13 protein-coding genes are annotated in these 13,713 nt (G+C 71.1%); 8 read left to right on the plus strand and 5 right to left on the minus strand.

Annotated features, from left to right (window positions below; genetic code table 11):
* Nucleotides 1-152: 152 nt before the first annotated feature.
* Nucleotides 153-641 (plus strand): GNAT family N-acetyltransferase, encoded by a 489-nt coding sequence (locus AB0I81_RS28770; RefSeq protein ID WP_360662712.1) that lies wholly within the window; start codon nucleotides 153-155, stop codon nucleotides 639-641.
* Nucleotides 641-1,684 carry a pseudaminic acid synthase gene (gene pseI / locus AB0I81_RS28775; RefSeq protein ID WP_360662714.1) on the plus strand — a complete coding sequence of 348 codons (1,044 nt, stop codon included), beginning with the start codon at nucleotides 641-643 and terminating at the stop codon, nucleotides 1,682-1,684. The genes AB0I81_RS28770 and pseI overlap by 1 nt, the downstream gene beginning before the upstream one ends.
* Here the strand turns inward: pseI and AB0I81_RS28780 are convergent.
* Together AB0I81_RS28780 and AB0I81_RS28785 are read right to left on the minus strand one after the other, a co-directional pair.
* Nucleotides 1,681-2,652 carry a hypothetical protein gene (locus AB0I81_RS28780; RefSeq protein ID WP_360662716.1) on the minus strand — a complete coding sequence of 324 codons (972 nt, stop codon included), beginning with the start codon at nucleotides 2,650-2,652 and terminating at the stop codon, nucleotides 1,681-1,683. The genes pseI and AB0I81_RS28780 overlap by 4 nt on opposite strands.
* Complete coding sequence (locus AB0I81_RS28785; RefSeq protein WP_360662718.1) at nucleotides 2,649-3,389, minus strand: NTP transferase domain-containing protein; 741 nt, start codon at nucleotides 3,387-3,389, stop codon at nucleotides 2,649-2,651. Before AB0I81_RS28785 ends, AB0I81_RS28780 begins: the two co-directional genes overlap by 4 nt.
* A 92-nt stretch (nucleotides 3,390-3,481) precedes the next feature.
* Between AB0I81_RS28785 and pseB the strand changes: the two genes are divergently transcribed.
* Together pseB and AB0I81_RS28795 are read left to right on the plus strand one after the other, a co-directional pair.
* Nucleotides 3,482-4,459, plus strand: coding sequence for a UDP-N-acetylglucosamine 4,6-dehydratase (inverting) (gene pseB, locus AB0I81_RS28790; RefSeq protein WP_360662722.1), 978 nt, complete (start codon nucleotides 3,482-3,484; stop codon nucleotides 4,457-4,459).
* The gene (locus tag AB0I81_RS28795) at nucleotides 4,459-5,583 is read left to right on the plus strand and encodes an aminotransferase class V-fold PLP-dependent enzyme (RefSeq protein WP_360662724.1); all 1,125 of its coding nucleotides are present in this window, start codon (nucleotides 4,459-4,461) and stop codon (nucleotides 5,581-5,583) included. The genes pseB and AB0I81_RS28795 overlap by 1 nt, the downstream gene beginning before the upstream one ends.
* A 1-nt stretch (nucleotide 5,584) precedes the next feature.
* On the opposite strand, the gene AB0I81_RS28800 is transcribed toward AB0I81_RS28795, so the two are convergent.
* Genes AB0I81_RS28800 through AB0I81_RS28810 form a run of 3 tightly spaced genes read right to left on the minus strand, consistent with a single transcriptional unit; the run spans nucleotide 5,585 to nucleotide 9,995 of the window.
* Complete coding sequence (locus AB0I81_RS28800) at nucleotides 5,585-7,471, minus strand: glycosyltransferase family 2 protein (RefSeq protein WP_360662726.1); 1,887 nt, start codon at nucleotides 7,469-7,471, stop codon at nucleotides 5,585-5,587.
* Between the two features lie 35 nt (nucleotides 7,472-7,506).
* Nucleotides 7,507-9,165 carry a hypothetical protein gene (locus AB0I81_RS28805; RefSeq protein WP_360662728.1) on the minus strand — a complete coding sequence of 553 codons (1,659 nt, stop codon included), beginning with the start codon at nucleotides 9,163-9,165 and terminating at the stop codon, nucleotides 7,507-7,509.
* Nucleotides 9,162-9,995 carry a hypothetical protein gene (locus AB0I81_RS28810; RefSeq protein ID WP_360662729.1) on the minus strand — a complete coding sequence of 278 codons (834 nt, stop codon included), beginning with the start codon at nucleotides 9,993-9,995 and terminating at the stop codon, nucleotides 9,162-9,164. The genes AB0I81_RS28805 and AB0I81_RS28810 overlap by 4 nt, the downstream gene beginning before the upstream one ends.
* Nucleotides 9,996-10,155: 160 nt before the next feature.
* On the opposite strand from AB0I81_RS28810, the gene AB0I81_RS28815 reads away from it, so the two are divergent.
* The 4 genes from AB0I81_RS28815 to AB0I81_RS28830 all read left to right on the plus strand — a co-directional run bounded on the left by AB0I81_RS28815 (nucleotide 10,156) and on the right by AB0I81_RS28830 (nucleotide 13,698).
* Nucleotides 10,156-10,404 carry an acyl carrier protein gene (locus AB0I81_RS28815; RefSeq protein WP_360662731.1) on the plus strand — a complete coding sequence of 83 codons (249 nt, stop codon included), beginning with the start codon at nucleotides 10,156-10,158 and terminating at the stop codon, nucleotides 10,402-10,404.
* Nucleotides 10,405-10,903: 499 nt separating this feature from the next.
* A complete protein-coding gene (locus AB0I81_RS28820; RefSeq protein WP_360662733.1) occupies nucleotides 10,904-12,007 on the plus strand; it encodes an SDR family oxidoreductase in 1,104 nt (367 codons plus the stop codon).
* A 360-nt stretch (nucleotides 12,008-12,367) separates the two neighbouring features.
* On the plus strand, nucleotides 12,368-13,474 hold the full coding sequence (locus AB0I81_RS28825; RefSeq protein ID WP_360662734.1) for an AMP-binding protein: 1,107 nt from the start codon (nucleotides 12,368-12,370) through the stop codon (nucleotides 13,472-13,474).
* Nucleotides 13,471-13,698 carry a hypothetical protein gene (locus AB0I81_RS28830; protein WP_360662735.1) on the plus strand — a complete coding sequence of 76 codons (228 nt, stop codon included), beginning with the start codon at nucleotides 13,471-13,473 and terminating at the stop codon, nucleotides 13,696-13,698. The genes AB0I81_RS28825 and AB0I81_RS28830 overlap by 4 nt, the downstream gene beginning before the upstream one ends.
* Nucleotides 13,699-13,713: the final 15 nt, after the last annotated feature.

The following is a 13,713-nucleotide window of genomic DNA, read 5'->3' on the forward strand; positions in this document are numbered from 1 at the left end:
ATTCGCTCCTTGGCTCGCTGTGCGGTCGAGGGCAGCATGCCTCGGCCGGACGCCGGATTCCCTGCCCGATGGCTGTCCCTGATGAGCTCTTTACCGGACACGTAATCCGCTACGTTGTGCAAGAGATCAAGCACGAATAGTAAGGGGGATCAGTGCTGAGGGACGTCCAGGATGACGATCTGCCCGCAATGCGACGCTGGCGCAACCATCCGCGCGTGCGGGCCGCCAGCTTCACCACGCACGAGATCGCGGCGGAGGAGCACGCCGGCTGGTGGACGGCCGTACGCGCCGACGCGGACCGGCACGTGCTGATCTACGACCACGAGGGGACTGCCGCCGGCGTGGTGAACTACGCCGACGTGACGGGCGACAGCGCCTGCTGGGGCTACTACCTGGACCTGGAAGGGCTGGAGCGGGCGGGGACACTGCTGCGGGCCTGGGCCGGGCTGGAGCAGGCGGCCATCGAGCACGCCTTCGGACCCCTCGGCCTGACGACGCTGCACGGGGAGGTGCTGGCCGACAACGAGCCGGTCAGGCGGCTGCACAGGCGGTTCGGGTTCGTCGAGATGGGGGCGTACCTGAGAGATGTGGACGGGGTGCCGCGCGAGGTCGTGGCCATCGAGCTCAGGAGGGAAAAGTAATGATCACCATCGGGGGGCGGACGATCGGGCCCGGGAGACCGCCGTTCGTCGTCGCGGAGTTGTCGGGCAACCACAACGGGAGCCTGGAGCGGGCGCTGGCCATCGTGGACGCGGTGGCCGACGCGGGGGCGCACGCGCTGAAGCTGCAGACCTACCGGCCCGACACGCTGACCATCGACTGCGACGCGCCCGCCTTCCGGCTGGGTGACGATCATGAGCTGTGGGGCGGGGAGAACCTCTACCGGCTCTTCGAGCGGGCCCACACGCCGTGGGAGTGGCATGAGCCGATCTTCGAGCGGGCGCGGGAGCGGGGGCTGGTCGCCTTCTCGGCGCCGTTCGATCCCACGGCGGTGGAGTTGCTGGAGAAGCTGGGGGCGCCGGCGTACAAGATCGCTTCTTCGGAGATCGTGGACCTGCCGCTGATCCGGCTCGCCGCGGCGACCGGCAAACCGATGATCATCTCCACCGGGATGGCCTCCATCGCCGAGATCGAGGCCGCCGTCGGGGCCGCCCGCGCGGCCGGGTGCGCGCAGCTCGCCATGTTGTCGTGCACGGCCGCCTATCCCGCCGCGCCCTCGGAGAGCAACCTGCGCGCGCTGCCGCTGCTGGCGGCGCTCACGGGCGAGGTCGTGGGCCTGTCCGACCACACGCCGGGGCTCGGGGCCGCGCTGGCGGCGGTGGCTCTGGGCGCCTGCCTGATCGAGAAGCACGTCACGTTGTCGCGGGCCGAGGGCGGGGTGGACGCGGCCTTCTCGCTGGAGCCGGCCGAGCTGGCGGCGCTGGTGGTGGAGAGCGAGCGGGCCTGGCAGTCGCTGGGCGAGGTCGCGATCGGCCCCCGGCCGTCCGAACGCGAGGGGCTGCGGTTCCGCCGTTCGTTGTACGTGGTGCGGGACGTGCGCGCGGGCGAGCCGGTGACGCCGGAGAACGTACGCTCGATCCGGCCCGCGGGCGGCCTGTCCCCCGACGCCGCCGGACAGGTGATGGGCCGGCGCTTCGTCCGCGACGTCCCGCTCGGCACGCCGCTCACCTGGGACCTGATCTAACACAGGCGCATGAGGGCGTCGGCGACGCGTTCCCGGCCCTTTCCGTCCACCAGGCCGCTGCCCCGCCGCCCGTGCTCCTCGCGGGCGGCGGGGTCGGCGAGCAGGCGGGCCAGCACGCCCACGGACTCCGCGCCTGCCGCGCGCCCGAGCCCCGCCGCCACCCCCCTGCCGACCAGCTCCTCGTAGCCGCCGCGCTGGTTGGCCGCCACCCAGGTCAGCGCCGTCGGGACGCCGAGGTGGAGCAGCTCCCAGACGGCCGAGCCGGCCGCCGTGACCACGAGGTCGGCGGCGGCCATCAGCTCGGGCAGCCGGTCCGTCGGCGGGATCACCGCGATCGGCCAGCCCGCCTCGAACGGCACCGGGCTGATCACCGTCGCGTGAAAGGGCCGCCCGGTCGCCCGCAGCGCCCGCGCCCACTCAGGGGCGACACCCGCGCTGTCGGTGCCGCCGAAGAAGCACAACACGCGCGGCACCTCGCCCCCGCCACCCGCGCGGGTACGCCCTCGCACGCTGTCACGAAGCAGCACGTACCGCGCCCCGGCGAGGCGGTGCCCGGACCGAGTGAAGGGCCGCCGCTCCGCGCCCAGGTTCTGGTCCAGGTACAGGTCGGCCTCCTGGCCCAGCGGGTCGCCGTCCACGATGGCCAGCACGGGCAGGCCGGCCGCCCTGAGCGCCGCCCCGGTCTCCTCCGGCAGCAGGTAGGAGTCCAGTACCACGGCGTCCAGGTGCAACCGGCGAGCCAGCGCGGCCAGCTCGCCGGGCTCGCGCGGCGCTGGGACCAGCCCGTATCCGCGCTCGCGCAGTTGCGCCCGCGCCCACGCCGATCCGCACACCTCGCCGAGGAAGACCACCTCGACGCCCCGGCCGCACAACTCCTCCGCGAGCGCGACGCACCGTACGAGATGGCCGACCCCGCTCTTCACCCCGGCGTCGCAGCGGAACCCGACCCGGCGTTCCGCGCCCGTCACGCGTCCTGCAGGGCCTTCTGCCGCACATGGGCGTTGAGCCCGCACACCTCAGGGCGTTCGCGCAGCCACTCCACCAGTGTCCTGACCGGCACACACCGGTCGCCCAGCTCGTCCACCACGGCGGAGATCAGCCGCCAGTCGTCCTCGGTGTCGAGCGTGACCCGCAGGTCGTCGGCGACGGGCCGGTAGGCCAGCCCGAGCAGCCGTGTGTCCCCCGGGTGCTCGTACACGTAGGACGTGACGTGGGTGCGGTGGAAGCCGGTGGCCTCCGCGTCGGCCCGCGCCATCGCGGCCCGGCCCGCGATCTCCACGTCGAGCCCGCGCGGCAGCGTACGCGCCAGGCTCGTGCTCAGATAGTCGAGTCCGGGCACGGCGCGGAAGACCAGTGCCGCCTCCCTGATCACGACCGGGTCCAGCAGCGGGCAGTCCGCGGTGAAGCGCATGACGGCGTCCCACCGCCGCCCGTCCAGCACCTGCGTGAACCGGGTCAGCACGTCGTCCACGGGCCCCCGGTGCCAGGCCACGTCGAGCCTGCGGCACTCGGCGGCGACCGCGTCGTCGTCCGGTTCTGTCGTGGTGGCCACGACGAGGTCGTCCAGCGCGCCCGCCTCGCGTGCGGCGCGAACCACCCATCCCAGGACGGAACGCCCGCCCAACTCTCGCAACACCTTTCCTGGCAAACGCGTTGAGCCCATACGAGCCTGAATAATCCCGACAATACGCACCGAATGCCCCATTCCCCCGTGTGACAGCGCGTGATTAGCCGATCGCGCTATGCTACAGCCTGCCACGACGACGACAGCGCGTAAGCGCGATTTCAGGGGGCCACGTGAGCATTCTCAGTGGATCGTCGATTCTGATCACCGGAGGAACGGGGTCCTTCGGCAAGGCGTTCATCGGTCACGCGCTCAACTCACTCGCGGTCCGGCGCCTGGTGGTCTTCTCCCGCGACGAGCTGAAGCAGTACGAGACCAGGCAGTTCTTCGGCGACGACGAGCGGCTGCGCTGGTTCCTCGGCGACGTACGCGACCGCGACCGGCTGACCCGCGCCATGCACGGCATCGACTACGTCGTGCACGCCGCGGCGCTCAAGCAGGTGGACACCGCCGAGTACAACCCGTTCGAATACGTCCGCACCAACGTGGCGGGCTCCCAGAACGTGGTGGAGGCCGCCATCGACTGCGGCGTGCGCAAGGTCGTCGCGCTCTCCACCGACAAGGCGTCCAGCCCGATCAACCTGTACGGCGCCACCAAGCTGGTCGCCGACAAGCTGTTCGTCTCGGCCAACCACTACGCCGCCGCGCACGAGACCCGCTTCTCCGTGGTCCGCTACGGCAACGTCGTGGGCAGCAGGGGCTCGGTCATCCCGCTGTTCCAGCGGCTGGCCGAGCAGGGCAGCAGCCTGCCGATCACCGACAAGCGCATGACCAGGTTCTGGATCACGCTGGAGCAGGCGGTCAGGTTCGTGGTCGACTCCTTCGACCTGATGCAGGGCGGCGAGCTGTACGTGCCGCGCATCCCCAGCATGCGCATCACCGACCTGGCCGAGGCGCTGGCCCCGAACAGCTCGATCTACGAGATCGGCGTACGGCCGGGCGAGAAGCTGCACGAGGAGATGATCGGCCCGGACGACGGCCGCAGGACGTTGCGCCTGGCCGACCGCTACGTGGTCCAGCCGACGATCGCGACCTGGGGCTACGTGCCGCCGGGCAGCGGCGAGCTGCTGCCCGAGGGCTTCTCCTACCGCTCCGACACCAACGAGCAGTGGTTGTCGGTGGACGACCTGCGCGGCATGGTGACCGGCTGATGCTGCCCTACGGACGCCAGTCGATCGAGGAGTCCGACGTCGAGGCCGTCGCCGCCGTGCTGCGCGGCGACTGGCTGACCACCGGGCCCGCGGTCGGCCGGTTCGAGGCGGAGCTGGCCACATGGACGGGCGGCGTGCCCTGCGTGGCGGTCACATCGGGCACCGCCGCGCTGCACGTCGCCTACGTGGCGGCCGGGCTGCGCAAGGGCGACGAGCTGGTCACCTCGCCGCTCACGTTCGTGGCCACGGCCGCCACGGCCGCGCTGCTGGGCGTGCGCGTGGTCTTCGCCGACGTACAGGACGACACCGGCAACCTCGACCCGGACGCCGCCGCCGCGGCGCTCACCTGCAGGACCCGGGCGATCACGGCGGTGGACTACGCGGGCCATCCGGCCGACTACGACGAGCTGCGGGAGGTCGCGGAGCGGGCCGGCGCGGTGCTCGTCGCCGACGCGGCGCACTCGATCGGTTCGGAGTACAAGGACCGGCCGGTGGGCGCGCTGGCGGACCTGACCACGTTCTCGTTCTTCCCGACCAAGACCGTGACCACGGCGGAGGGCGGGGCCGTGGCGGCCACCGACCCCGAACGGCTGCGGCGGGCCGCCCGCTTCAGGAACCACGGCCTGGTACGCGACCCCGCCGAGCAGCGCGATCCCGGCGAGGGCGGCTGGCACCAGGAGGTGCACGAGTTCGGGCTGAACTACCGGCTGCCCGACGTGTTGTGCGCGCTCGGCATCAGCCAGCTCGGACGGCTCGCGGCCTTCCGTGAGCGGCGCGGCGAACTGGTCACGCGGTACAACCGCCTGCTGCGCGACGTGCCGGGGCTCGGGCTGCCGGTCCAGCGCGCGTACGTGCGGCCCAGCCGGCACCTCTACCCCGTCAGGGTGCGCGACGGGCGGCGGCGCGAGGTCTACGAACGCATGCGGGCCGCCGGGATCGGGGTGCAGGTCAACTACCTGCCCGCGTACTGGCATCCGGTGTTCGAGGACCTCGGCTATCGGCGTGGCCTGTGTCCGCGGGCCGAGGCGTACTACGGCGAGGAGTTGTCGCTGCCGCTGTACCCGGGCCTGACCGACGCGCAGCAGGACCGGGTGGCGCAGACCTTGAGCGACATCCTGCGGTAGGTCAGCGTTCGGCCAGCAGCAGGCAGCCGTCCTCGCCCCGGTCGATGAGGAAGCGCCGTTCGGCCACGGTCGCGATCGACCGCTGCCGGGTACGCACCAGCGGCCGGATGGGCGTGCCCTGGTCGATGACCACCTCCCACCACGACTCGTGGCCCACGCGCTCGTCGATGTCGGCCAGCGGCACCCGCGCCTGGAAGTCCTGCCCGGTCAGCGCCACCGGGAAGTACATCTCCTCGCCGTCGCTCCTGCGCTGCAACCGCAGCACCGGCTCGCCGTCGCCGACGTCGGACATCTCCCCGGAGACCACCAGGTCGCCGTCGTCCACGCGGTACTCGCCGATGACCGCCTCCGCCGTACGCAGCCGCAGGCCCCAAGCACCCTTGGCGTTGCGTGCGGGCACCAGCCACAACCCCGCCCTGCGCCTGGGGGCGGGGATCAGCGGCGGCAACCAGCGCGGCCCCGCCACCCTGCCCTCCAGCCGCAGCCCGGCCCCGCGAAGCCCCACGCACAGGTCCCAGTGGCCATGCCTGGCCAGCTGCGCCCGCGACAGCGTGCCGGGGTCGAAGGCGAACCTGAACGGGAACGCGTGCTCCGGCAGCGGCCCTCCGTCCTCCTGCTCGGCGTTCTCCCAGACGGGCAGGCTCTCCTCGTCGGAGAGCCGCACGATCTCGCCGGTGCCGCGCTCCTGCATCCAGATGCGCACCCGCACCCGCCGCAGCTCGCCCACGTCGAACGTGCCCACGGCCACCCGCCCGGAGCCGTGCAGCCGGCCCTCGCGCCAGTCCAGGCTCACCAGCCTGGTCAGCAGGGCCAGCTCGCCGGAGACCTCCGACAGGTGTCCCGGCATCGAGGAGTGCCGGCCGTACCAGCGCTTGCGCAGCAGCCCCGCCGAGCCGACCTTGGGCCGCAGCCGCCCGTCCCTGGCCTGGGCGAAGACGCCGGACAGGTCCTCCAGGCGGCGCTCGTGCAGCAGGTGGACCAGGAGTCGCTGCTCGAACGGGATGCTCTGCCACGCCTTGGCGGACACGCCGTCGAGGTAGCGGACGGCCAGGTCCACCAGGCTCAGGTCCACCGCCGGCCCCATGGCCGCCACGGCCTCCACCGCGACGGCCATGTCGATGTCCAGCGTGTCGCGGTCGAAGTCGGGCTTGAGCTTGGGCGCGCCGTGGACCAGCAGGTCGGCGGTCTGCAGCACCGACAGCAGGCGGTCGCGCAGGTTGCCCGGCTCCAGGCGGCGCTGGGTTATCGAGGCGTCGGGCTCGTCGCGGTGACGCCAGTGGTAGACCACCTTGGCCAGCACGTCCACGGACTCGGCGCCGATGTGGGCGGCCATGGCGACGGGCTGGTCCTCGTACATGCGCTCGGGGAAGCACAGGCCCAGGGCGTTCCAGAAGGAGCGGCGGTAGACCTTGTTCCACAACATGCGGTCGCGCAGCAGCAGCGGGTGGCGGGTGATGTGGGTGCGCCTGACCGGCTTGGCGAACGCCAGCCGGTGCGCCCAGGACGGGATGAGCAGGTTGCGGTAGAGGCGCATGACGTTGCCGCAGGCCAGGTCCGAGCCGGTCTCCTCCAGGGAGGTCACCAGGCGCTTGAACGCGTCGGGCGGCACGACGTCGTCGCCGTCCACGAAGGCCAGGTAGTCGCCGCTTGCCTGGCGTACGCCGACGTTGCGGGCGTGTCCGACGCCGTGGTTGTCCTGCCTGATGAGGGCGATCCGCGGGTCCCGGGCCATCCTCGCCTCGACTTCGGCCGAGCCCTCGTCGGCGCTGCCGTCGTCCACGCAGATCACCTCCAGCTCCTCCAGCGTCTGGGCGGAGATGGAGTCGAGGCAGGGCCCGATGTACTTCTCGACGTTATGGAAAGGGACGATCACCGAAAGAACCGGCACATGCACTCCTCATCGTATGGACAGCCATCGTGTGGTCAGCCGGACAACAGGCGTATGACGCGGCGGGCGACCTTGCGGGGGCGGGCCAGTCGGCGGGAGAGGCGGTATCCGAGCGTCCTGCGGTAGGCGGTGGCCTTGCGCTGGGTCCTGCGCAGCTTGGCCTTGGCCCGTACCAGCTCGCGCTCGCGGTAGGAGAGCTTGGTCTCCAGGCGGGAGATCCTGGCCAGGGCCGCGGTCAGCTGGTCGGCCAGGCGGTCGCGGGCGCCCAGCAGGTCGCGGTAGGCCGGGGCGCGCTCGGCCAGCTCGGCTGGGCGGCCCAGCTCGGCGTCGAGCTTGCGGGCCAGGTCCAGGTCGCCGGATTCGCAGGGGCTGCCGGCCATGCCGCACAGGGTGAGCGTGAGCTGGTCGGCCTGCAGCGGCCAGGGCCAGGGGTGGTGGTGCCCCGCCGCCAGCAGCCTGACCGCGAAGCGCCACAGGATCCGGCAGAGCACGACGCGCGGCTCAAGATCGGCGCCCGTGCCCCCGTGTGGATTGACCGAGGTGAAGCGTTCGCCGTCGTAGACCAGGCTGTCGGTCGCGGCCGTGGGGTCGCCGCCCGACTCCAGCCAGGCGGCCAGCTCGGCGAGGAGTTCGCGTACGGTCCTGACGTCCTCGCGGGCGCACGCCTCGATGAGGATCTCCTCGACCACCCGGCCCGCGGGGATCGGCCGTTCCTGGCCGCCCGGCAGGCGTCTGGTGCCCGTGGCGGTGAGCTCGTACAGGGCCGGGCCCTCCTCGATGAGGCCCAGCGGCAGCCGTACCGGCCTGGCCTCGTCCGCGGCGTGCGGGAGCCGGGTCGCCACGGCCAGCCACAGCGGGGCCAGCTCCTCCCCCAGACGGTGCCGGAACACCAGCCGGGTCAGCCGCAGCGGGTCGGCCACCAGCATCCGGTCGCCCTCCCTGGCGCTCAGCGGGAACGTCAGCGCCTCCGGCAGGTCGACCCCCAGCGCCTCCCTGGACAACAACGAGCGCGGCGCCTGCCGGTCCGGGTAGGCCGCGTAGCACCGTTCGACGCTCAGCCCTGACGCCTCCAGCCCCTGGTCGAGCGCCTCGGGGCCGCCCGGGTAGCTCGGGTCGAAGCCGTGCGGCGCCCACTGGTCGTCGGCGCCCTCCCTGTCGGCGGGCCTGGCCTCGATGAAGCGGTCCACGCCCAGGTCGTTGCGTACGCCGAGGATCAACCGCCCGCCGGGCGCGACCAGGTCGGCCAGCGCTTCGAGCGACTCGTTCCAGGCCGCGGCCGGGGCCTCGGCCGAGTGCGTGCGCAGCAGTCCGTCCATGGCCAGCACCAGGTCGTACGGCTCGTCGGCGTCGAGCACCTCCAGCCGTCCGCAGAACACCGTGAGGTCCTGGTGCCGTACGCCCAGCGCGCAGGCGTCAGGGTAGGAGCGCAGCAGCACGGCGGCGGAGCCGGCCCGCGCGACCACGTCGTCCACCAGCGCCTGGGGATGCGGCCCGACCAGCAGCACCCGGCCGCCCTCCGGGACCAGCCGCCTGATCAACTCCAGCGCCGCACCCCGCCAGTCCGTGACCCCGCCCATGCCGGCCGCGTCGGACCACAACAGCATCTCCCCGCCGATCAACCGGACGTTCCCCGGTACCTCTTTCGTGGTCGTACTCATGGGCACGCCCGCTTCCAGTTCGTGGTCGTGGCTCATGCGCGCGCCCGCTTCCAACCGAACATTCGCCGTAGCTCCTCCGGTGTCGCCTGATACTCGAATCCCAGCTCGCGCCGCGCCACCTCGGTCGCGAGTTCGGGATCGACGTGCGTGCCGTGCAGTTCCGGCCAGAGCCGCATGCGGCGGGCGGTGCCGCCGTACTCGGGACGTTCGTCCTCGAACTGCATCGGATCTCCGTAGACGGCCACCTCGCAGCCCACCGAGGCGCCGTAGAACAGCGCGCTGCCGAGCCTGTTGGAGGCCACCCTGCGGTGCCGCCGCAACTCGACCAGCTGCTTGCGCAGGAAGTCGCGGCCTTTTCCCTCCCACCGGGAACCGCGCTCGCCATGACAGATGACCCGGAATCCCCTGGTTTCATAAGAACGCCGAATGTCCGGATTTGCGTATTCCAGCCAATAAAGGCAGACAGTGACCGGATCAGTCTCGACATTTCGGATTTCGTCGGCAAGCCGGGCGTGGTCGCCGCTAACGGAATGCTTTTCCCAGCCATGAAAGGGATACCAGATCGTACCGTTCCGTTCGCGCCGCACGCCGAGCTCGGGCTCAAGGTAAAGAAGATAAATCCAAGGCGCGCCGACGAGGTAGTGTCCCCTGCGCCCCATCGACCAGCCCCTGGTACGCAGCACCTCCGACCAGACAAAACGGGGATAACCGGGGCTGCACCAGTGGTCGTTGGGCGGAAATCCGTGAAGATAGTTCCATCCATGCTGGAGGAAACCTTGAATCCGCTTCGGCGCCTCGTCCGGCAGGCCGCAGTATCGGCCGATTATGCGGGAGTGCCCGTACCAGTGATTGGATTCGTCCATCATTCCCCCCGTACGGTTGCCGTGTCCCATCCGACATTCCCAGCCTCGTCCGTGGGCCACGCCTCGTTATACGGTTCCATTACTGAGGACGGGGCCTTGGTTTCTCTCCCCGCCCCATTGCCGCTACACTTCGTTGTGGCTTGAGGACAGAGAGTGAGTGATCATGAGTCATCTCGATCGCCTGCGGGACGTCTTCCGCTTGGCGCTCAACCTTCCGGCCGACGCCGACGTCGACGGCCTCGAATACCGCTCCATCCCGCAGTGGGACTCCCTCGCGCACATGGCGCTGATCGCGGCGATGGAGGACCAGTTCTCCATCATGATCGACACGGACGAGATGATCGACATGAGCTCGTTCGAAGAGGCAACCAGACTGCTGGAAAAGCATGGCGTCGGCACAGCCACCGTCTAACCGACGCCCCCCAACCGAGGGTCAACCCACCACCGAGGGTCGACCCACCACCGAGCCACGAGCCCCCGCCAGAGGGCAGGCCCCCGTTAGGGGACGGCTCGCCGCTGAGGCGCAGGCCCCCACCCATGGCCAGGCCACCCCTGAGAGGCGTACCGCCACCCATGGGCAGGCCACCGCTGGGGAGCGGGCCACCGTTGAGAGACAGGCCACCGCCGAGGGGCGGGCCACCACTGAGGCGCAGGCCCCGGCCCATGGGGAAGCCACCGCTGGGGGGCAGGCTGCCACCTATGGGCAGGCCACCCCTGAGAGGCGTACCGCCACCCATGAGCAGGCCACCGCTGGGGAGCGGGCCACCGTTGAGAGACAGGCCACCGCCGAGGGGCGGGCCGCCACTCTTGAGCAAACCGCCGCTGAGGCGCAGACCGCCGCTCAGGGGCAAGCCACCGCTGGGGGGCGGGCCACCGGTGGGGTGCAGGCCGCTGCTCGGGGGCGGGTCCCCGTGGCGGAGGCCAGGGTCGTGCTGGTCACGGGCTCGACGAGGGGCATCGGCCGGGCCGTGGCGACCATGCTGGCCGCCGCCGGGCACACGGTCGTGATGCACGGACGCGACGAGGAGCAAGCCGCGAAGGCAGCGGCCGAAGTGGCGGCTGAGGCGGCGGCTTCAGTGATGGCCTCAGTGCCGACGGGCGAGATGGTGGCGGGCTACGACACGACCCACCGCTCCGGCGCCTCCGACCGCACGGTGGGCTCCGGCGATTTGAGCAGCCCCGGCGACCCAGGCAACTCCGGCGATTTGAGCGGCCCCCGCAACACAGGCAACTCCGGCACGCGCGGCGTCGCCGGCGGCTTTGGCCGCTCCAGCGACGGCCCCGATGACTTCGGCGGCCCCGGCGACTGCGGCGGCCCCGATGGCTTGGGCCGCTCCGGCGACGGCTTCGGTGACACGGGCCGCTCCGGCGGCTGCGGCGGCTCCGATGGCTTCGGCGGCTCCGACGACTGCGGCGGCTCCGGTGCTTTGGGCGGGACCGTGGACTCGGTTGCTGGGGATGTGGCCGATGTTGCGCAGGTTTCCGCGATGATGCGGCTGATCTTTCAGCGGCACGGGTGGCTTGACGGGCTTGTGATCAACGCGGGCGTGCATGCGGGCGGTCTGCTCGGCATGACGGGTCACGACACCATCGAGCGTCTCTTCGCGGTCAACGCCGTCGGTGCCACGCACACCCTGCAGGCCGCGCTCAGGCTGCTGCGCCGGGGCGCCGATCCAGCGGTGGTGCTGGTCTCCTCGGTCATGGGCCGGGCGGGCGGTCCGGGGCAGGCGGTCTACTCCGCGAGCAAGGCGGCGCTGCTCGGACTCACGATGGCCGCCGCCAAGGAACTTGGGCCGTCCGGGGTCAGGGTCAACGCCGTGGCCCCCGGCTACATCCGTACCGACATGCTGGAGACGCTCGACGACACCGGCCGCGCCCAAGTGGTGACCGCGACCCCGCTCGGCCGCCTCGGCGAGCCCGGCGACGTCGCCGCAGCCGTGACTTTCCTGTTGTCGCCGCAGGCGGGGTTCATCACCGGCCAGGTGCTGGGCGTGGATGGCGGGCTGATCCCATGATGCTCCCGCTGCCGCCACAGGCGAGGCCAATCACCGGCCAGGGTCCCGGCGCGGATGGCGGGCTGATCCCATGATGATCCCGCTATCACCGCAGGCGAGGCTGATCGCCGGTCAGGGTCCCGGGCCGGGTCTGGGCGTGGATGGTGGGCTGGTCTCATGATGTTTCCGCATCCGCAGGCCAGGCTCATTCCTTCGGGGTCTGAGGAGGGTATTGGCGGTGACAGGCTGGCTTGCCATATCGAAGCCTCGGCGAGGGATCTCGACGGTCTGCGGCCGGGGCCGTTGTTCTGTGGGATGCGCAATGACCTGGTTTCCGTGTACTCCTACCTCGGTGCCTTGCATGCGGGGCGGCCGATTGCGTTGCTCGATCCTGACCTGCCCGCCGCCACGTTGACCGAGTTGTCGGAGCGGTACAGGCCGGCCGGGCTGCTTGGGTTCACGCACGAGCTCGACGGGCCGCCGCCCCCACGCACCGGCGTACCCGACACCCATCCCGACCTTGCTCTTCTTCTGGCCACCTCGGGCTCGACCGGAAATCCCAAGCTTGTCCGGCTGTCGCGCCGGGCCGTACTCGCCAATGCCCGGTCCATCGCCACGGCCCTGTCGATCGGCCCTGGAGAGACCACGATCACGAGTCTGCCGCTGCATTACAGCTACGGCCTGTCGGTGCTCAACAGCCACCTGGTGGCGGGGGGCACCGTGGTGCTGACGGATGCGGGGCTGCTGCAGCGCTCGTTCTGGGCGGATCTGTACGCCTACGACTGCACCTCACTGGCGGCCGTGCCGTATCAGTACACGATGCTGCGCCGGATGCGCTTCGACCGCTCCGACTATCCGGCGCTCACCACGCTCACGCAGGCGGGCGGGCGGATGGCTCCTGAGCTGGTCGATGAGTTCGCCGCGAAGATGGAGCGGTTCTACGTGATGTACGGCCAGACCGAGGCCACCGCCCGCATCGCCGTACTGCCGCCCGACCGGCTGGCAGGCAAGCCGGGCTCGGTCGGGGTCGCCGTACCCGGCGGGCGGCTGGAGATCGACGACGGCGAGGTCGTCTACCACGGGCCCAACGTCATGATGGGGTACGCGGACACCGCCGAGGACCTGGCCAGGGGCGACGACCTGGGCGGGGTGCTGCGTACCGGCGATCTCGGGCGGCTCGACCCCGAGGGGTTCCTGCACATCACCGGGCGGCTCAAGCGCATCGCGAAGGTCTTCGGGACCCGGGTCAACCTGGACGACATCGAGCGCCTGCTGCACGACTGCGGGCCGGTGGCGGTCACCGCCGGGGACGACCGGGTGATCATCTGGACCGAGACCCTCGACCCGTCCGCCATGGTACGGCTGGGCCGGCGGGTGGCGACCGAGCTACGGCTGCACTGGAGCGGGTTCGACGTGCGGCATCTCGATCACCTGCCGATCCTCGCGACGGGCAAGGTGGACTACCGGACGCTGGAGTCCCTCGCATGAGCATGAAGGACCGCTGGATGCTGGGGTCGGTCCCACGCATGGGCAGGAAGAACCGCCGGACGCAGGGGTCGGTCCCACGCATAGGCAGGAAGAACCGCCGGACGCTGGAGTCGGTCCCACGCATAGGCAGGAAGAACCGCCGGACGCTGGAGTCGGTCCCACGCATAGGCAGGAAGAACCGCCGAACGCTGGGGTCGGTCCCACGCATGAGGAAGCACGCATGAGGAAGAAGGACCGCC

The sequence above is a fragment of the Nonomuraea sp. NPDC050404 genome (assembly GCF_040655495.1).
In the GTDB taxonomy this organism is placed as follows: domain Bacteria; phylum Actinomycetota; class Actinomycetes; order Streptosporangiales; family Streptosporangiaceae; genus Nonomuraea.

What these genes read in the sequence shown, in the direction of transcription:
- pseI (WP_360662714.1), top strand. Translation starts at nt 641, where the DNA reads ATGATCACCATCGGGGGGCGGACGATCGGGCCCGGGAGACCGCCGTTC.
- AB0I81_RS28785 (WP_360662718.1), bottom strand. Translation starts at nt 3,389, where the DNA reads ATGGGGCATTCGGTGCGTATTGTCGGGATTATTCAGGCTCGTATGGGC.
- AB0I81_RS28795 (WP_360662724.1), top strand. Translation starts at nt 4,459, where the DNA reads ATGCTGCCCTACGGACGCCAGTCGATCGAGGAGTCCGACGTCGAGGCC.
- AB0I81_RS28805 (WP_360662728.1), bottom strand. Translation starts at nt 9,165, where the DNA reads ATGAGCCACGACCACGAACTGGAAGCGGGCGTGCCCATGAGTACGACC.
- AB0I81_RS28810 (WP_360662729.1), bottom strand. Translation starts at nt 9,995, where the DNA reads ATGATGGACGAATCCAATCACTGGTACGGGCACTCCCGCATAATCGGC.
- AB0I81_RS28815 (WP_360662731.1), top strand. Translation starts at nt 10,156, where the DNA reads ATGAGTCATCTCGATCGCCTGCGGGACGTCTTCCGCTTGGCGCTCAAC.
- AB0I81_RS28830 (WP_360662735.1), top strand. Translation starts at nt 13,471, where the DNA reads ATGAGCATGAAGGACCGCTGGATGCTGGGGTCGGTCCCACGCATGGGC.